The 19,233-nt window shown below is 40.3% G+C and carries 12 protein-coding genes; 10 read left to right on the plus strand and 2 right to left on the minus strand.

Annotated features, from left to right (window positions below; all coding sequences use genetic code 11):
* Positions 1-12 precede the first annotated feature (12 nt).
* Both EQG61_RS09865 and EQG61_RS09870 read right to left on the minus strand, forming a co-directional pair.
* Positions 13-1,596, minus strand: a complete 1,584-nt coding sequence (locus EQG61_RS09865) for a RagB/SusD family nutrient uptake outer membrane protein (protein WP_206733883.1) — start codon at positions 1,594-1,596, stop codon at positions 13-15.
* Between the two features lie 10 nt (positions 1,597-1,606).
* A complete protein-coding gene (locus EQG61_RS09870; protein ID WP_129461752.1) occupies positions 1,607-4,558 on the minus strand; it encodes a SusC/RagA family TonB-linked outer membrane protein in 2,952 nt (983 codons plus the stop codon).
* 225 nt (positions 4,559-4,783) lie between these two features.
* On the opposite strand from EQG61_RS09870, the gene EQG61_RS09875 reads away from it, so the two are divergent.
* From EQG61_RS09875 to EQG61_RS09920, 10 genes are all read left to right on the plus strand, one after another.
* Complete coding sequence (locus EQG61_RS09875) at positions 4,784-5,806, plus strand: LacI family DNA-binding transcriptional regulator (protein ID WP_129461753.1); 1,023 nt, start codon at positions 4,784-4,786, stop codon at positions 5,804-5,806.
* A gap of 190 nt (positions 5,807-5,996) precedes the next feature.
* A complete protein-coding gene (locus EQG61_RS09880; RefSeq protein ID WP_129461754.1) occupies positions 5,997-7,343 on the plus strand; it encodes an MFS transporter in 1,347 nt (448 codons plus the stop codon).
* Positions 7,344-7,347: 4 nt separating this feature from the next.
* Positions 7,348-8,001: a beta-phosphoglucomutase gene (gene pgmB / locus EQG61_RS09885; protein ID WP_129461755.1), complete on the plus strand. Its 654-nt coding sequence runs from the start codon at positions 7,348-7,350 to the stop codon at positions 7,999-8,001.
* A 51-nt stretch (positions 8,002-8,052) separates the two neighbouring features.
* Positions 8,053-10,353 carry a glycoside hydrolase family 65 protein gene (locus EQG61_RS09890; protein ID WP_129461756.1) on the plus strand — a complete coding sequence of 767 codons (2,301 nt, stop codon included), beginning with the start codon at positions 8,053-8,055 and terminating at the stop codon, positions 10,351-10,353.
* Between the two features lie 77 nt (positions 10,354-10,430).
* Positions 10,431-12,299 carry a glycoside hydrolase family 13 protein gene (locus EQG61_RS09895; RefSeq protein ID WP_129461757.1) on the plus strand — a complete coding sequence of 623 codons (1,869 nt, stop codon included), beginning with the start codon at positions 10,431-10,433 and terminating at the stop codon, positions 12,297-12,299.
* A 64-nt stretch (positions 12,300-12,363) separates the two neighbouring features.
* The gene (locus EQG61_RS09900) at positions 12,364-14,730 is read left to right on the plus strand and encodes a glycoside hydrolase family 31 protein (RefSeq protein WP_129461758.1); all 2,367 of its coding nucleotides are present in this window, start codon (positions 12,364-12,366) and stop codon (positions 14,728-14,730) included.
* A gap of 5 nt (positions 14,731-14,735) precedes the next feature.
* Positions 14,736-16,394 (plus strand): alpha-amylase family glycosyl hydrolase, encoded by a 1,659-nt coding sequence (locus EQG61_RS09905; protein ID WP_129461759.1) that lies wholly within the window; start codon positions 14,736-14,738, stop codon positions 16,392-16,394.
* Between the two features lie 109 nt (positions 16,395-16,503).
* The gene (locus EQG61_RS09910; protein WP_129461760.1) at positions 16,504-17,367 is read left to right on the plus strand and encodes a cupin-like domain-containing protein; all 864 of its coding nucleotides are present in this window, start codon (positions 16,504-16,506) and stop codon (positions 17,365-17,367) included.
* Positions 17,367-18,026 (plus strand): glycerophosphodiester phosphodiesterase, encoded by a 660-nt coding sequence (locus EQG61_RS09915; RefSeq protein WP_129461761.1) that lies wholly within the window; start codon positions 17,367-17,369, stop codon positions 18,024-18,026. The genes EQG61_RS09910 and EQG61_RS09915 overlap by 1 nt, the downstream gene beginning before the upstream one ends.
* Positions 18,023-19,228, plus strand: a complete 1,206-nt coding sequence (locus EQG61_RS09920) for a BaiN/RdsA family NAD(P)/FAD-dependent oxidoreductase (protein ID WP_129461762.1) — start codon at positions 18,023-18,025, stop codon at positions 19,226-19,228. The genes EQG61_RS09915 and EQG61_RS09920 overlap by 4 nt, the downstream gene beginning before the upstream one ends.
* The last annotated feature ends 5 nt before the right edge of the window (positions 19,229-19,233 follow it).

A 19,233-nucleotide genomic window follows, 5' to 3' on the forward strand; every position in this document is an offset into this window, starting at 1 on the left:
GAATATATAAGATTAGTAACCTGGGTTTTGTTGTAATGTTGGGTTTGAACCGATTGCTTGAGAAGGAATTGGGAACACTTTGAATTTATCATCAATACTTGCTCCAGCTTGCGCATTTCCTTTCCATTGCCATACATAAGAAGAACCAGAGAATTTTCCAAAACGGATTAAGTCTTGTCTTCTGTGTCCTTCCCAATACAATTCTCTTCCTCTTTCATCCAACACAAAGTCCAATGTTAAATCTGAAGATGTGATTGCATCAGCACCTGCACGCAAACGTAATGTGTTAACATAGTCTGCAGCTTGTGCTGTGCTACCATAACCACGAACGGCTAACTCAGCATACATCAAATAGGCATCAGATAAACGGAATACTGGGAAATCGATATCTACGAAGTTTCCTGAAGGATCTGACCCTTGACCTCCAGTAGATTTGATGTTTTTGTATTTCTGAACCGCATACCCGTCAGTAAATGTTCCAATATTTCCAATTGAAAGTGCTTGGCCTGCTGTATAGAACATACCACGTGGATCGGTACCAAACTTAGCTACAAATTCTGGACGTGTACGTAATCCCCACCATCCTCCGTTGATTCCGAAGTTAGACGGATTCATAGAACCACCTACAGCAGCATGCGTAATGAAAGTAGTTCCACCATACGTTTGTGTATTGATACCATCATAACGAATAGCAAAAATGAATTCCGATTGTGAACCATTGATGTCATTATCCGCCATGAATAATTTAGAATAATTTGAAGTTACGTTAATAGAATACGTAGAACCTAACACTGAGGCTAATGCATTAGATGCTTCAGTAAACTTGTTTTGGTTGATATACACTTGAGCATTCAAGTACAATTTTGCCAATAACATTTTAGCAGCCACTTTGTCTACACGACCAAACTCATTAGCACCTGATGCAGCTAAATCTGCATCAATTGCATTCAATTCAGATTCAATGAAGTTGAACATGAAGGCACGGTCTTTTTGAGCTGGCAAGAAATAACCCACAGGATCATTTTCTGTTGTGAATGGAATATTTCCAAACATATCCATCAAATGCCAGTACGATAACGCACGTAAGAAACGCGCTTCAGCACGGTATTTTACGATGTCTGCACGTGTAGCAGCTGACACATTACGACTGTTCAATTTGTCGTCAGTCGTTTGACGTAAAAATTCATTACATGAAGACACTTGGTACATCCCACGAGAAAACATGGCATAAATAAATTCATTATTTGCCGCCCATGTATGGTTGTTTAATGAAGGTAAGTTACCGTCAGCCCATGCAATGATAGCTTCATCGGTAGTTACTTCATTCAATTGCCAATACGCTCTTAAATATTGACCGAAACCACCGTCAATACCTGCGATGTCAGCACCACCATTTGGACCATACTGACCTGAAATAGCCAAACCTGAATACAATTTCGCCAAAAATTGACGATACGCCGATTCATTTTGATAAAAAGTTTCTGATGTGAACAAATCATCATCCAACTTAATTTCGTCCAATTCTTTAGTACAGGATAACGACAAAAGTCCTACCACTGCAATCAGAAAAAATCGATTAATAAATTTTAATTTCATAACAATTTAATTAGAAGTTAACATTACATCCTAAAACATACATTCTCGCTCTTGGATAAATGGTATTATCGATACCTCCATAAATCTCAGGATCAATTCCTTTGTATTTAGAGATAACTAAAGCATTTTGAACACCTAAAGATAATTTAGCTGTAGTCGCCTTTCCGAATGGCTCTTTAAAGTTGTAACCCACAGAAATGTTGTCCAATTTGATAAAAGAAGCATCTTTGATATAGTAATCAGAGAAATAACGGTTGTTTCCTTCATTAACAAATCCAGTGTCGAAGAAACTTGGGTTTATATTGTTCAATGGTGTAATTTGCTGAATTGAATTCGTCAAATAACCTAAAGATGATGAGATGTTATCATACATGTAGTTACCGATACTAGCTCTCCAAGCCATTGATAAATCCCAATTTTTATAGTTCATGTTTGACATTAAACCAAATGTAAAATCAGCATACGGTTTTTTGTAACGGTACATATCTTTGGAATTGATAATACCGTCATTGTTTCGGTCAACAAATACTCCTTCCAATGGTTTACCATCAGTTCCATACACTTGCTCATACACATAATAGGAGAATGGTGCATAACCTGTAGAATGAATTTGAATAGTATTACCTACACCACCTGCAATTCCTCCAGTAAAAATACCGGGAGAATCTGTACCATCAGAGCTTGTTGCTGTAATTTTTCTGTATTGGTAATTAGTGTTAAAATTCAAATTCCATGTAAAGTTGTCCATTTTAACAACATCTGAATTCAAATTCAACTCAACACCTCTTACAACCATGTTACCAAAGTTTCTCGGTCCAGAGTTAGAAAGGTTTGCACCATCAGGATAAGGAACGCCTAAAGTCAATAAATCTCTTGACTCTTTGTTATAAAAATCCAAAGACCCTTTTACTTTTTTATACAATTCGAAATCAATACCTAAGTTGGTCGATTCAATAGTTTCCCATTTTACATTATTAGCATAGAATAATGGCGCTACTGGTACTACAACATTGGTACCAAATTGGTAATACGAACCAATTGCTGCTGTTAAATACTGTGGAATATACGAAAAGCTTGTTGGCATATTCTGTTGACCAACAATACCCCAACCTGCTCTTAATTTAAGATTGGTGATTGACTTACTATCCTTCATGAAAGATTCATTTGAAATATTCCAAGCAAAGGAAGCTCCAGGGAAAATCTCTGTACGTAATGATTTATCGAAGTTATTCGAAATATCTTTACGAACATTAAAGCTCACTAAATAACGATTGTCATAACCAAAGTTAGCTCTACCAAAGTAAGATTCTAATTTTACGGCTGGATTTAACTTGTAATTATTTGAATTGATTACATTATTTGGATTTCTTGTTTCTCCTGAATAGAAGCTACTGTTTCTTGTTTCTTGGTAAGAGTGACCTGCTGTAACATCTACATTGAATTTACCAAAAGTTTTAGCATAATTCAAGTAAACATCCAATAAATCCGATGTATTCTCTCCTGATGAATATGAGTAGCTTCCTAAATTGTTTCCAGAATTAAAAAATCCATTGATACTTTGATTGCTTAATTCATTTCTACCTTCACCATAAGAACGGTCAACCCCTGCAATAGCGGTTAACTTTAATTCAGGCAAGAAGTGGAATTTGTAATCCGCTTGAATATTTGACAAGAAACGGTAAGATTTACCCGTGTTGTTTCTTTGGTACAATTTAGCCACAGGATTATCTGTCGCTAAGAAAATTGGTTGATTTGAAGCATCATACCACTCAAAATAACCCCCGTTAGCACCGTTTGAAGAATAGACAGATTGTGTTGGATCAAAATTAATCGCATCGCGAATAGCTCCTTCGTCCGCATAACGATTTTTGGTAATCGTCATATTCGTATTAATGGCAATTTTTAAATGGTCTTTAAAGAAAGACGGATTTAAACGCAAAGCCATGGTAGTTCTATCAAATTTTGAAGTTTCTAAGATACCTGGAATATACGAATGCCCGTAAGAAAATGAAGTTGGAAGTTTTCCAAATAATGCACCACGCATACTCACAAAATTATCCACGGTAACTGAATTCGAGAAAATCTCATCTTGCCAGTTGGTATTTGCAGTACCTAAACGCGCTACACGGTTAGGGTCAATATTGTACAAAGCAATATTCGCAGGATTTGATACAAATGCTCTAAATTGATCTGCAGAAGTGGTGTTGATTTTCTTAGCCAACGTATTTACTGTAAAAGTAGTGCTTGCGTTAACTTTGATCTCTCCTTTTGCACCTTTTTTAGTAGTAATCATAATTACCCCTCCAGAGGCACGATTACCATAAATAGCTGTAGAAGCCGCGTCTTTCAACACAGAAATGGTTTCAATATCGTTAGGATTTACGGAATTAATCCCATTCGCAACAGGCACACCATCTACAACCACCAAAGGATCATTGCTCGCAGTTAATGAAGATTCTCCACGAATACGAATAGTAGCACCCGCACCTGGCGAACCGCCTTGAGTAACTGTTACACCCGCAGCACGACCGTTTAACAACCCTTCAACGGTAGAGTTATACCCTCTGTTGAATTCTTTGGTTGTTAAAACCTCTACTGCACCTGTAGCATCTTTTTTCTTAACAGAACCGTAACCTACTTGCACCACGACTTCTTGAAGCGTATTGGCTTCTTCTTCCATAGTGACAGTTACTGATTTCTGTCCGTCAAAAGTGATGGTTTGGTTTTTGTAACCCACAAACGAAAAGACTAATTTGTCTCCTTTTTTAAGTTTGCCGATTTTAAAATTACCATCTAAATCTGTGGAAACTCCGGACTGAGTGCCCTGAACTACCACATTTACTCCAGGAAGCGATTGCTTAGATTTAGCATCTACAACCTTCCCTTCCAATGTTGCTTGAGCCAATGCGGTTAAAGGCAACATGAGTAGAAAAAATAACAACTTGTTATAAATTGTTTTCATACATTTTGTTTAGGTTAATAATTTGTTTTTTGCTTGTACTTGCACTTCGAAGAGTTAAATTTATGATAATTTTTAGGATAAAAAAATGACACCCTATTATATACTATCCGAAAACGTTTTCGTGTTGAAAACTTTTGCAATACCCCATAAAATTAGGAAGAAAATTGACAGGTTAAAAAAATACCTCTACCTTTATTGACAAATAAACATAACCGAAAAATTCGCATGAAAAGAAAAGTAACGCTCAAGCAAATTGCAAAAGAATTAGATGTATCCATTTCAACCGTTTCAAAATCGCTACGAGACAGTCCTGAAATTAGTGAAGATACCCGTCAAAAAGTGCAAGCATTTGCTAAGCTTTACAACTACAAACCCAACAATATTGCACTGAGTTTAAAAAACAAAAAGACCAAAACGATTTGCATCATTATTCCTGAAATTATACATCACTTTTTTGCCACGGTTATTAGTGGGGTCGAACATGTAGCTAACGAAAATGGCTACAATGTATTGGTCTGCTTATCCGACGAATCGTTTGATAAAGAAGTCATCAATATGGAAATGTTGGCTGGCGGAAGTATCGACGGCTTCATTATGTCTTTATCCAAAGAAACCCAACAAAAACGTGACTTTCACCACATCACAGAAGTCATCAATCAAGGGATGCCCGTAGTGATGTTTGACCGTGTAACGAATGACATTTTATGCGATAAAGTAATTATAGACGACAACTTGGCGGCTTACAACGCCACCCGTTTTTTCATTAATAAAGGCTATAAAAAAATTGCGCTAATTACTACTGTTGATTATGTAAGTGTAGGTAAATTACGCACCGATGGCTACACCAAAGCTATGATGGATCACGACTTGAAAGTCGACCCCAATTTAATTTTAAAAATTGAAGACACCGACAACTTTGATGCCCAAATAGAAACCTTACTTCGGGATCAAAAACCGGAAGCTATTTTTGCTGTAAACGAAATTTTTGCCGTTACTGCTATCAAAATTGCTGGCAAATTAGGCCTTCAAATTCCAACTGACATTTCGATTATCGGTTTCACCGACGGCATTATTTCAAAATATTCAACACCAAGCATTTCGACCGTGAGTCAGAACGGGGTGAAAATGGGTGAAAAAGCTGCAAAAATGCTCATCGAACGCCTCGAAAATGAGGAAATGGAAATCGAAGAACATTATAAAACGGAAGTCATCGAAACGGAATTAGTTGAACGCGAGTCGACCCACTAAAAATTGCTTTTTTATCAACAAACAACGTTTTCGTAACCGATTTTTCTTAAAAAATGAAGGCTTAAAATTACGATTTTCAAAACTTTACTATATTTACAACATCAAAGCTTGGCTTGTACTTCGAAAATAAAGTAAGTTTTGATAAGCCTTCAACCGCTTATCGTAATAGTAATCAATACGTTATACGATAATGGAAAAGCGTACGTTAAGTTTCTGGGAAATCTGGAACATGAGTTTCGGTTTCTTGGGAATTCAGATGGGTTTTGCTTTGCAAAATGCCAATGCTAGCCGAATTTTACAAACCTTTGGTGCCGATGTCCATGAACTGTCATGGTTTTGGATAATTGCTCCCATGATGGGACTTATTGTCCAACCCATAATTGGTCATTTTAGTGATAAAACATGGGGACGTTTTGGTCGACGCAAACCTTTCTTCTTAGCAGGCGCACTTCTTGCTTCCATCGGATTAGTACTCATGCCGCAAGCAGATATTTTTATCGCTTTCTTACCTGCTCTTTGGGTAGGTGCAGGAATGCTGATGATTATGGATGCATCCTTTAACATTGCTATGGAACCTTTCCGAGCCTTAGTGGGAGATTGTTTGCATACCAACCAACGCACTTTAGGATTTAGCGTTCAAACGGCTCTTATTGGATTAGGTGCTGTGATCGGATCGTGGTTACCTTGGGTACTTACCAATTGGTTTGATATAAATTCTGTTTCAGCTAGTGGTGTTCCCACAAGTTTAATCATTTCCTTTATTACCGGTGCTGTTATTTTAGTGGGATCCATTTTGGTCACACTTATTTCAACGAAAGAATATTCTCCAGAAGAATTGGCGCAATTTGATGATGAAAAAGCACACCAAGAAGCGATTGGCGATCAACAAGAATCTTCACTAAAAGATATCTTCACCGATTTCGCAAAAATGCCCCAAACCATGCGCCAACTGAGTTGGGTGCAATTTTTTTCCTGGTTTGGATTATTTGGTATGTGGGTTTTTACAACGCCAGCCATTGCCGAACACGTGTATGGTCTTGACCCATCGGACACCAAAAATCCTATGTTTCAAGAGGCCGGAAATTGGGTCGGTATCATCTTCGGAGTATACAATCTTGTTTCCATGTTTTTTGCTTTTGCATTACCCGCCATTGCCAAAAAATATGGACGTAAAAAAACCCATGCCGTATCTCTTTTCATTGGCGGTATCGGATTGATTTCTATGTATTTTATCCACAGTAAAGAAATGCTTATTCTCTCCATGATTTTGGTCGGGATCGCTTGGGCTAGTATTCTAGCTATGCCTTACGCCATCCTTGCCGGTTCTATCCAACCCAAAAAAATGGGCGTGTATATGGGGATTTTCAATTTCTTTATCGTAATCCCACAAATTGTAAATGCATTAATTGGCGGACCTATTGTGAAGTATCTTTACGGAGAACATGCCATTTTTGCCATTGTTACCAGTGGGGTAAGTTTCATTATCGCCGCATTATTAGTCTCTAAAGTAAATGATGTCGACGACACCGTAAATTAAAATTATGTCAAAAAAAGCCTTCATTTTCGATCTTGATGGCGTGATTGTAGATACCGCGAAATACCATTTTCTCGCGTGGCAAAAACTCGCACAAGAACTCGGAATCGAATTTACCCCCGAACACAACGAGGAACTCAAAGGAGTGAGTCGTGTGCGTTCGCTCGAAATTATTCTTGCCCTCGGTAATGTTACCGCTACTGATGCAGAAAAAGAGCAATGGCTCTACCAAAAAAATCAGGATTACCTAGCTTACATCGAAAATATGGATGCCAGCGAAATCCTACCCGGTGTACTTCCAATTTTGGAATACATCAAAGCAAAAGGACAATGGATTGCCTTGGGTTCGGCCAGTAAAAATGCCCGACCCATTTTGGAAAAAGTGAACATTATGCATTTATTCGATGCTATTGTCGACGGTAATGACGTGTCTAACGCCAAACCCGATCCCGAAGTTTTCGTTCGTGCTGCGCAATTATTGGGTGCAACCAACGAAAACGCTATCGTTTTTGAAGACAGTGTGGCCGGAATTCAAGCTGCTAACATTGCGCACATGACCAGTATTGGTATTGGCGATGCTAAAATCTTGCATGAAGCCCAATTCAACTTTAACGATTTCACCTTTATAGAGCCGTCATTTATTGATTCGCTCTTGAATTAGTAATTAAATACCCTAGCAAGGTTTCCCAAACCTTACATAAAAACCAATACAATGAATCAGGATTATATTCAACCAGACAACTGGTGTATTATTGAAGAAGGATTTGATGCCGAACGAGTAAAATCTTCCGAAAGTTTGTTTAGTATCGGTAACGGTGCCATGGGGCAGCGTGCCAATTTTGAAGAACAGTATTCTGGAAATACCTTTCAAGGAAGTTATATTGCCGGAGTCTATTATCCCGATAAAACCAAAGTGGGTTGGTGGAAAAACGGTTATCCCGAATATTTTGCAAAAGTGTTAAATGCACCCAATTGGATCGGTATCAACATCGAAATTAATGGGGAAGAGCTTGACTTAGCAAAATGTACCCAAGTTTCCGATTTCCGTCGTGAACTTAACATGAAAGAAGGAATCTATACACGCTCATTTTCAGCTGTGCTCCAAAACGGAACGGAAATCGAAGTCAATGTTCGTCGATTCCTTTCCCTTGATTTGGATGAAGCCGGATTCATCAATTACCAAATCAAGCCTTTGAACAAAGACGCCGCTATCGTTTTCAAACCTTATTTGGATGCGGGCGTTCACAATGAAGATGCTAACTGGGAAGAAAAGTTCTGGGAACCCTTACAGGCTCAACATACCGACAACCGCGGATTTGTAACTGCACGTACATTCAAAACGCATTTTACAGCAACAACCTTCATGCACAATACAATTGTGTTAGGCGGTTCTCCACAAACAATAACTCCTCAAGCTTCAAATTCAGAAGATCATGTGGCCTTTTCGTATGCCATTTCTTGTCCGCAAGGCCAAACGGCTGCCATCCAAAAAATTGGCGGGTATACCGTTTCCATGAATCATGAAAATACCCAACAAGCGGCTGAACAAGTAATTGATCAAGCATTAGCACTAGGATTTGAAGCCTACGAAACCAAGCAAAAAGAAGCTTGGGCGCGCATTTGGGAAATGAGTGATATCACCATCGAGGGTGACGTGAAAGCCCAACAAGGGATTCGCTTCAACATTTTCCAATTGAATCAAACCTATCTGGGTAAAGATTCGCGTTTGAATATCGGACCTAAAGGATTTACCGGTGAAAAATATGGAGGTTCGACCTACTGGGATACCGAAGCTTATTGTATTCCTTTTTATATGGCGACCAAAGACCAACAAGTGGCGCGTAATTTATTAGCCTACCGTTATAACCAACTCGACCGTGCCATCGAAAATGCAGGTAAATTGGGTTTCAAAAACGGAGCTGCCCTCTACCCTATGGTAACCATGAACGGAGAAGAATGCCACAACGAGTGGGAGATTACGTTTGAAGAAATTCACCGTAACGGTGCCATTGCTTTCGCCATTTTCAACTATTACCGTTTTACCGGCGACTACAGTTACATTCCTGAAAAAGGATTGGAAGTGCTTTTAGGCATCGCCCGCTTCTGGCACCAACGTGCGACCTTCTCTACCTACCGCAACCAATACGTGATTTTGGGAGTTACAGGTCCGAATGAATATGAAAACAACGTTAACAATAACTGGTATACCAACTACATTGCCAAATGGTGTATTGACTATGCCTTGGAACAAACCGACCGTGTAAAAGCGGAATACCCTGCAGACTACAGCCGTATCATGGCCAAAGTTCAATTGGGTGACGAAGAACGTGCTGCCATGCAAAAAGTAGCCGACAACATGTACTTCCCGTATTCTGAAGAACACGGGGTGTATTTACAACAAGATGGTTTCTTAGACAAAGAACTCATCACCGTAGCCGACCTCGACAAGAGTCAGCGCCCTATCAACCAGAAATGGTCTTGGGACCGTATCTTGCGTTCGCCTTATATCAAACAAGCTGATACCCTTCAAGGTTTTTATTTCTTTGAGGATCATTTCTCAAAAGAAGATTTGGCGAAACATTTTGATTTCTACGAACCGTTTACTGTTCATGAAAGTTCGCTCTCTCCTTGCGTTCACTCCATTCAAGCCGCTGTTTTAGGTCGTATGGAACAAGCCTATACGTTCTACTTGCGCACTTCACGTTTGGACTTAGACGATTACAACAAAGAAGTGGAAGAAGGGTTACACATTACTTCCATGGCTGGAACTTGGATGAGTATTGTAGAAGGATTTGGCGGTATGCGTGTGCGCGACAACGCCTTACATTTTGAACCGCGTATCCCGGCACAATGGGAAGCCTATTCGTTCAAAATCAATTTCAGAAATCAAATTTTGAAAGTGAGCATTGGTCAAAACGAAACCCAATTCGCATTAGAAGGAAACGAACCCATTCGCGTGTATGTCTTTGGAAAAGAAATACTCGTGGAACCCAATGGTTTAGTGACCGTATAATAAAGCACTCTAAAACAAAAAGTCGCAAAGTTTACCTGCTTTGCGACTTCTTATTTTTTATACAAAAAAGAAAACACATGGCACCACATTTCATTTCAAATCATCAAGCTAGAAAAAGATTTTGCCTACTATTACTATGCTTATTTACTTGGGTACAGAGCATCGCGCAAATCACCCGCATCGAACCCCCATTTTGGTACAGCGACATGAACCATGCTGATGTGCAAATTATGTTCTATGGCAAAAACATCGCTCAAAATGAAGTGAGTGCAACCAACCTCATCATCAAAAACGTACAAAAAACCGAAAATCCGAATTACCTTTTTGTGACTATCGACACCAAAAATGTAGCTCCCGGAACCTTCGTTTTCACTTTCAAAAACGGCAAAAAATCATTTACCCAAAACTATACCCTCAAAGCCCGTAAAAAGGATTCCGCATTGCGCAAAGGTTTTGATAGCTCCGATATGGTTTACCTGATCATGTCCGATCGATTCGCGAATGGCAACCCTAAAAATGATTCTTCACCCAACCTTATAGAAAAAGCCGACCGCGCCAACAAAGACGGCCGTCATGGAGGCGATATTGAAGGTATGATCCAACATTTGGACTATATCAAAGAACTCGGAGCCACTGCCGTATGGCCCACGCCACTTTGCGAAGACAACGACGAACGCGGTTCCTACCACACTTACGGCCAATCCGATGTATACAAAATCGATGAGCGCTTTGGAACCAATGAAGAATATTTGAAATTGAGTGCTGAATTGCACAAACGCGGCATGAAACTCATCAAAGATTATGTGACCAACCACTGGGGTTACAAACATTGGATGATGGATGACCTACCTACTTACGATTGGATCAACCAATTCCCAGGTTTCAAACAAACCAACTACCGCATGACTACCCAATTTGACACCAATGCTTCGGCAATTGATACCAAAAACTGCATGGACGGTTGGTTTGTAAAATCGATGCCCGACTTGAATCAAACCAATCCCCTAGTGCTCAACTACCTCATCCAAAACGCTATTTGGTGGATTGAATATGCCGACCTTGATGGCTTCCGTGTGGATACCTATTCGTATGCTGATAAAAAAGGCATCGCGGCATGGACCCAAGCCATTATGGAAGAATATCCGCACTTTAATATCGTGGGAGAAGCGTGGTTGTACAGCAGTGCACAAATTGCTTATTGGCAAAAAGACAGTAAAATCGCGGCCATTCAAAACTACAATACCCACTTGCCATCTGTAATGGATTTTATGCTTCAAGGTATTCTCGCCGAAGGAGTGCTCAACGAAAATAAAGGCGAATGGAACAAAGGCATGGTGCGCATTTACAACAGCCTTTCCAGCGATTTCCTTTATCCAAACATCAATAATATTTTAATTTTTGCCGAAAACCACGATACCAATCGTCTCAATCAATTCTATCCCGAATTTGAGAAATACCGCCTCACCATGATGCTTCTGGCGACGCTGCGCGGTATACCACAGCTTTATTACGGTTCCGAAATCGGGATGGCAGGTGACAAAGGACAAGGTGATGGCGATATTCGTCGCGACTTCCCCGGAGGATGGCCGGGTGATTCGCAAAATGCCTTCACCAAAGCGGGTCGCACACCCAATCAACAAAAATACTTTGACCTGACCGCCCAGCTTTTCAATTGGCGCAAAGACAAAAACGTGATTCATACGGGCAAAACCACCCACTACATTCCTGAAAACAATGTCTATGTCTATTTTCGTCACAACGATCAAGAAAGTGTGATGGTTATCATCAATAACAGCAACGAAAAACAAACTCTTTCTATGGATCGCTTCCAAGAAAATTTAAAGAAATACACTACGGGAACCGATGTTCTCACCCTGAAAAGTATTCCCTTAAATCAATCGTTAACCCTCGAACCGCTATCCGGATCTATTTTAGAATTAAAATAAGAAGGAGCTAATTCCCGCGCTACTTGCCTGCCGTTTGAGGCAGGTCGGGGCTAAAAAACGTACTATGAAAAAGACACTTTTTTTTCTATTTCTCGCTTTACAATTGGGTGCGCAAAATCCCAACCGAACCTTTGTTCACCTGCAGTCCAAAGAAGACGGTATCGAAATCGCGGTATCCGATGGTTATTATTGGATCAAAGTTCTCGCGGACCATACGGTAGAAACTTCCTTTATTCCCAAAGGCGAAACGTTTAATCCGGTTTCCCATGCTGCGCTGCTAAATAAACATATTGCGCAGTACAAAGCCTTGGAAAACGGCAATGAAATCCAAGTAAATACGCCAAAAATTAACGTGGTGATTACCAAACAACCGTTTCAAATTCGGTATACCAATGCCAATCGACAAGTACTGTTTACCGAACGTTTGGGCTATATTAAAAAAGATTCTACAGAAGTCTTGGATTTCAATTTAACCCAAGAAGAAAAATTATACGGAGGTGGAGCACGCGCTTTAGGCATGAACCGTCGTGGCAATCGATTGGCACTCTACAATCGCGCCCATTACGGCTATGAAACCCGTGCCGAATTGATGAATTTCTGCATGCCGATTGTGATTTCTTCCAAACAATACTTGGTTCATTTTGACAATCCTGCCATCGGTCATTTGGATTTGGACAGTCAAAAAAACAACACTTTACAATACGAAACTATTTCTGGACGTAAAACCTATCAAGTAATTGTGGGAGCTTCATGGCCCGAATTGATTCGCAACTACACCGAACTCACCGGACGCCAACCCCTACCACCGCGTTGGGTTTTCGGGAATTTTGCATCGCGTTTTGGCTACCATTCGCAAGAAGAAGTGGAAAAAACGATTCAAAAATTTGAAAACGATAAAATCCCTGTAGACGCAATCATTCTCGATTTGTATTGGTTTGGAAAAACCGTACAAGGCACTATGGGCAACCTCGATTGGGACAAAGACAATTTTCCAAATCCTGAAAAAATGATGGCCAACTTAAGTGCCAAAGGGGTAAAAACAGTTTTAATCACTGAGCCGTTTATTCTTACAACTTCTTCCAAATGGAAAGAAGCCGCAGATCAAAAAGTGCTCGCTACTTTCAAAGACGGTACACCCGCCACATGGGATTTCTATTTTGGCAACACTGGGATTGTCGATGTATTCAAACCCGAAGCCAGAACTTGGTTTTGGAACATCTACAAACGATTGATCAACCAAGGAGCAGGTGGTATTTGGGGCGATTTAGGCGAACCCGAAGTGTTTCCTTCCAAAGTAATCACGGCTGGTGGAAAAGCTGATGAAGTCCACAACATTTACGGTCACAATTGGGCGAAATTAATCACCGAAGGCTACCGCAATGATTTTCCTGCCCAACGTCCCTTTATCTTGATGCGCGCAGGCTACTCGGGTTCACAGCGCTTTGGCATGATTCCTTGGAGCGGCGATGTGAGTCGGTCATGGGGCGGATTGCAAAGTCAGATGGAAATTGCACTCCAAATGGGTATGCAAGGCATGGGCTATATGCACAGTGACTTGGGCGGATTTGCTGGCGATTATTTCGACAATGAGCTGTATTTACGTTGGCTACAGTACGGCGTTTTCAATCCCATTTTCCGTCCACATGCCCAAGAAGATGTCGCTTCTGAAGTGGCACGAAAAGACATTGTTACCAAAGCTAAAGCGAAAAAAAGTGTGGAATTGCGCTACCAATTATTGCCTTACAATTACACATTGGCTTATCAAAATAGCAGTACCGGAATTCCGCTAATGCGACCTTTGTTTTTTGAAGAACCCAAAAATGAAGCTTTACAAACAGTTGCTGACACGTACTTATGGGGTGCCGACTTCTTAATCAAACCCATTGTCAATCCCGGAATCACCTCAACCGAAGTGTATTTCCCGAATACCGCCAATTGGTTTGATTTTTATACCCATAAAAAATACAGCGGCGGTAAAAAAGCAACGGTTTCGGTTGTGGAAGATCATATTCCGACATTTGTTCGTGCCAATACGCTCATTCCTATGACTCAGTTGGTTCAAAACACGGCCGCCTACCAAAACAGTCAATTGGATGTATTGGCTTATCTTGATGGTGTGGGGCGTTCGCAACGAATCTTTTATTTTGACAACGGAACAACGCCTAACGCACAATCCGAAGAAGGCAATCATGAATTGCTTGTGGCTACTTTAGACGTGAGTCTGAAAAAAATCAGCCTTTCTTTGGAACAAAAAACCACTGGAACACCCGCTGAGAAAAAAGGAACTATAACTTTACACAATTGTTCCATTTCGCCTAAAGCGGTTGTACAAAACGGACAGAAAATTCCCTTTGTATGGAACGCAAAATCGAAAAAAATAACCATTAGCTATACCCACAATCAAGAAAAAACGTCAATTGTGATCAACTAATCCCTATGAAAAAAATACTTATTCCCTTTGCCTTGTTGTTGTTGAGCGGACTCACATTCGCCCAAAACAAAACTAAAACCAAAATAGCGCCAACAAAAACTCCTTTTGTATGGGAAAACGCCAACGTCTATTTCATTGTTACCGACCGATTCAAAAATGGCGATCCTAAAAACGATCATCAATTCAATCGCAACCAACCCACCGGAAAATTACGCGGCTTTGAAGGCGGCGACATTCGTGGTATCATTCAAAAACTGGACGAAGGCTATTTCACCAAACTGGGGATTACCGTTATTTGGATGACCCCCATTGTGGAGCAAATTCATAGTGGTGTAGATGAAGGTACGGGATACACCTACGGATTTCATGGGTATTGGACACGAGATTGGACGGCTTTAGACCCCAACTTTGGCACCCGTAACGATTTGGCAGAATTGGTTGCCAAAGCCCATGCACGCGGCATTCGCATCATGTTGGATGCGGTGATTAACCACACCGGACCTGTAACCGCGGAAGACTCGGTGTACCCTAGCGATTGGGTGCGCACAAGTCCGAAATGTCAGTACAATTCGTACGACACCAACATCAATTGTACATTAGTTGAAAATCTTCCGGACGTAAAAACAGAAAGCAAAGCGAATGTGGAATTACCTCCTTTTCTAGTCGAAAAATGGAAAAAGGAAGGTCGCTATGAACAAGAAATTAAAGAGTTGGATGCTTTTTTCAAACAAACCGGTTATCCCCGAGCGCCACGGTATTACATTATGAAATGGCTCGCCGATTACATCACCGATTTTGGAATTGATGGTTACCGCGTGGATACGGCCAAACACACCACCGAAGATGTTTGGGCTGATTTTAAACAAGTTTGCGATCAGGCTTTTGCTACTTACAAAAAAAACAACCCGAAAAAAGTTTTGGATAATAATCCATTTTTCACGGTTGGTGAAGTATATGGCTATTACATTGGTGGCAAACAATTTTACGATTATGGCGATAAAAAGGTGAACTATTTTGAAAATGGCTTTACAGGTTTGATCAATTTTGATTTTAGAAATGAAGCCAAAATGACCTACGAACCGTTATTTTCAAAATACAACACCATTTTACAAAATGATTTGAAAGGACATACCGTCATGAACTATGTCTCTTCGCACGACGACGGATGGCCATTTGACAAAAAAAGAGAAAAGGCTTTTGAAAGTGGGACAAAACTTTTGTTAGCTCCAGGTATTTCACAAGTCTATTACGGGGATGAAACGGCTCGATCTTTGGACATTCCGGGCACACAAGGCGATGCCACGTTGCGCTCGATGATGAATTGGAACGAACTGAAAAACAGCACTTACCGACAAGCCGTATTGGAGCATTGGCAAAAATTAGGCAACTTCCGAAAAAATCATCCGGCGGTTGGGGCTGGGGTTCACCAACAAATAGCAGCCACTCCCTACACTTTCAGTCGCATTTATCAAAATGGGGCAAACTCGGATGCTGTCGTTATTGCATTAGATGTTCTCACTGGTGAAAAAACCATTGAAACAGGTCAAACATTTCCAGAAGGTACTATTTTGCGCGATGCTTATTCTGGGAAAACAGCCACGGTAATGAAAGGGAAAGTTAGCCTCAACACCGATTACTTGATTGTCCTTTTAGAAAAAAAATAAATTGAAACCGACCTCGTGTCGGTTTTTTTTGTAGTAAACATTCACATTTTGTTAAGATTTTCGGCTTTACATTTCTCTAACTTTGTCTTAATTTTCAAACAGGTTGTGTATGGGATTTGAGTATATCGAAATTGAACGTGTCGAAAAATTAACCAAAGAAGACTTTTTAAAAAACTATTACGCCAAACAGAAACCTGTTGTCGTTACCAATCAAATCGAAGATTGGCCCGCGTTTCACAAGTGGGATTTAGCCTATATTCGCGAACAAGCTGGGCATACAATGGTTCCTTTGTATGATAGTAGAAAAACAGATCATACCAAAAAGGTAAACGAACCCGATTTTACCATGACCATGAATGAATATTTGGACATCATGGAAAAGGGTCCGACGGACTTGCGCATTTTTCTCTACAATTTATTTAAAGATGCCCCAGCGATGAAAGCCGACATCAAGTGGCCCGACTTTGGGGTACGCTTATTCAAAGGATTCCCTTTAGTGTTTTTTGGTGGCGAAGATTCGAAAGTGTTTATGCATTATGATATCGATTTGGCCAACATTTTTCATTTCCATTTTCACGGTGAAAAACAATGTGTATTGGTGGATCCCAAAGAAACGAAATACATGTACCGCCTTCCCTATTCTTGGATTTGTAATGAGGATATCGATTTTGACCAACCCGACTTTGAAAAATTTCCCGCTTTACAACAAGTTAAACCTTATATCACCAACCTAAAACACGGAGAAATGTTGTACATGCCCGAAGGTTGGTGGCATTATATGAAATATTTAACGCCGGGGTTTTCGCTCAGTTTGCGTTCATTAGCCCATAAACCGGCCAATATAGCCGAAGCCTTTACCAATGTTTTCATTCGAAGAAATTATGACAACTGGATGCGTAAACGCAAAGGACAAGCGTGGTTGGATTACAAAGATGAAGAAGCGTTTCGTCGAACCAACGCCCTGGTAAAATAATGTGGAAAATAGGACATCGTGGCGCTTGTGGGTATGCAGCAGAAAATTCGATAGCCTCCTTTCAAAAAGCTTTAGACCTAGGAGTTGATGCCCTTGAATTGGATGTGAATTGTAGCGCTGATGGCACCGTAATGGTCATTCATGATGCCACCCTAGACCGCACTACAAACAGTCATGGATTGGTACAAACCAAAACGAGTGCCGAACTGAAAACATTGGGGATTCCAACATTATTGGAGGTCATCGAATTGGTCCGACGTCGGGTGATCATCAATATCGAGTTCAAATCCAAAGAGGCGATGATGCCCACACTTTCCCTTTTGAACCAACGAATCAGCGAAGGAAAAAATTCGGGTTCCGACTTTCTATTATCTTCTTTTGATTGGGATATACTGGCTGAAATTGCAGCTATGAATCTTGGATTTCCTTTAGGTGTTTTGTATGAAGATTTGCAAAAAGATCCGATAGTATTTGCCCAAAACATTCATGCCTACAGTTTACATCCCGATTATAAATTACTTACTTTTGAAACGGTGAAATCCATCCAACAAAAAGGGTTTAAGATTTATCCTTGGACCGTTAATGCACTTGAAGATATCGAACGATTAAAATCGTGGCAAGTGGATGGTATTATTTCGGATTTCCCCGATCGACTATGAAACATTATGATGTACTTGTAATTGGAGGTGGTGCGGCTGGTTTTTTTACGGCTATTAATTTAGTTGAAAAACATCCCCATCTCAAAGTGGCCATTTTGGAACGCGGCAAGGAAGTTTTATCCAAAGTTCGTATTTCTGGTGGCGGCCGTTGCAATGTTACCCATGCGTGTTTTGTTCCTAGTGATTTGGTAAAAAATTATCCCCGTGGCGAAAAAGAATTATTAGGTCCTTTCAATCAATTTTGTTCTGGCGATACTATTGAATGGTTTGAAAAACATGGAGTTGAATTAAAAATTGAGGAAGACGGCAGGATGTTTCCAACTTCTGATTCTTCGGAAACCATCATTGATTGTTTTTTAAAAGCTACCCAAAAATTAGGCATTGACATTCTGACTCAACAAAGTGTACAATCGTTATATCAAGCTGAAAATTATTGGAAAGTAGAAACACAAAACCAGCAATTTAAAGCTGAACGTATTGTTGTAACAACTGGAAGTAATCCAAAAATTTGGGATATGATGACCGCATTGGGACACACTATCGTTCCGGCCGTTCCTTCTTTATTTACCTTTAATATCAAAGACCCCCGCATTAAAGATTTGATGGGACTGTCCAGTTTGGCAGATGTTCGCGTCAAAGGCACCAAACTCAGTGCCTCGGGTCCTTTACTAATTACCCATTGGGGCATGAGCGGTCCGGGAATATTACGCCTTTCCGCATGGGGCGCCCGTATTTTGGCTGAAAAAAACTACCAATTTACGTTGCAAGTGAATTGGCTTCCCGATTATGATGCCGAAAGTTGTGCGGACTTTTTAAAATCGGTTCGCACCGAACAAGCCAAGAAAACGGTGGCCAAAAAAGCGCCTTTTGAACTCCCCAACCGACTTTGGGAAAAATTAGTACTGGCTTCAGGTATTTCCTCAGAACAAAAGTGGGCCGACCTCACCAACAAAGACCTTCACCAACTCCAATTACAATTGACAGAGGGTCATTTTCAGGTGAATGGTAAGAGTACGTTTAAAGAAGAATTTGTCACAGCAGGTGGGATTGATTTGAAAGAGGTAAATTTCAAAACGATGGAAAGCAAATTGTTGCCCAACCTTTATTTTGCGGGAGAAATTTTGAACATTGACGCCATAACCGGTGGATTCAACTTTCAAAATGCTTGGACGGGAGGTTTTATTATTGCTAATAGCTTTTAATTAAA

It is taken from the genome of Flavobacterium stagni (assembly GCF_004122105.1).
Lineage (GTDB): Bacteria > Bacteroidota > Bacteroidia > Flavobacteriales > Flavobacteriaceae > Flavobacterium > Flavobacterium stagni.

What these genes read in the sequence shown, in the direction of transcription:
- EQG61_RS09900 (WP_129461758.1), top strand. Translation starts at nt 12,364, where the DNA reads ATGAAAAAGACACTTTTTTTTCTATTTCTCGCTTTACAATTGGGTGCG.
- EQG61_RS09870 (WP_129461752.1), bottom strand. Translation starts at nt 4,558, where the DNA reads ATGAAAACAATTTATAACAAGTTGTTATTTTTTCTACTCATGTTGCCT.
- EQG61_RS09895 (WP_129461757.1), top strand. Translation starts at nt 10,431, where the DNA reads ATGGCACCACATTTCATTTCAAATCATCAAGCTAGAAAAAGATTTTGC.
- EQG61_RS09920 (WP_129461762.1), top strand. Translation starts at nt 18,023, where the DNA reads ATGAAACATTATGATGTACTTGTAATTGGAGGTGGTGCGGCTGGTTTT.
- EQG61_RS09865 (WP_206733883.1), bottom strand. Translation starts at nt 1,596, where the DNA reads ATGAAATTAAAATTTATTAATCGATTTTTTCTGATTGCAGTGGTAGGA.
- EQG61_RS09915 (WP_129461761.1), top strand. Translation starts at nt 17,367, where the DNA reads ATGTGGAAAATAGGACATCGTGGCGCTTGTGGGTATGCAGCAGAAAAT.
- pgmB (WP_129461755.1), top strand. Translation starts at nt 7,348, where the DNA reads ATGTCAAAAAAAGCCTTCATTTTCGATCTTGATGGCGTGATTGTAGAT.
- EQG61_RS09890 (WP_129461756.1), top strand. Translation starts at nt 8,053, where the DNA reads ATGAATCAGGATTATATTCAACCAGACAACTGGTGTATTATTGAAGAA.
- EQG61_RS09880 (WP_129461754.1), top strand. Translation starts at nt 5,997, where the DNA reads ATGGAAAAGCGTACGTTAAGTTTCTGGGAAATCTGGAACATGAGTTTC.
- EQG61_RS09905 (WP_129461759.1), top strand. Translation starts at nt 14,736, where the DNA reads ATGAAAAAAATACTTATTCCCTTTGCCTTGTTGTTGTTGAGCGGACTC.
- EQG61_RS09910 (WP_129461760.1), top strand. Translation starts at nt 16,504, where the DNA reads ATGGGATTTGAGTATATCGAAATTGAACGTGTCGAAAAATTAACCAAA.
- EQG61_RS09875 (WP_129461753.1), top strand. Translation starts at nt 4,784, where the DNA reads ATGAAAAGAAAAGTAACGCTCAAGCAAATTGCAAAAGAATTAGATGTA.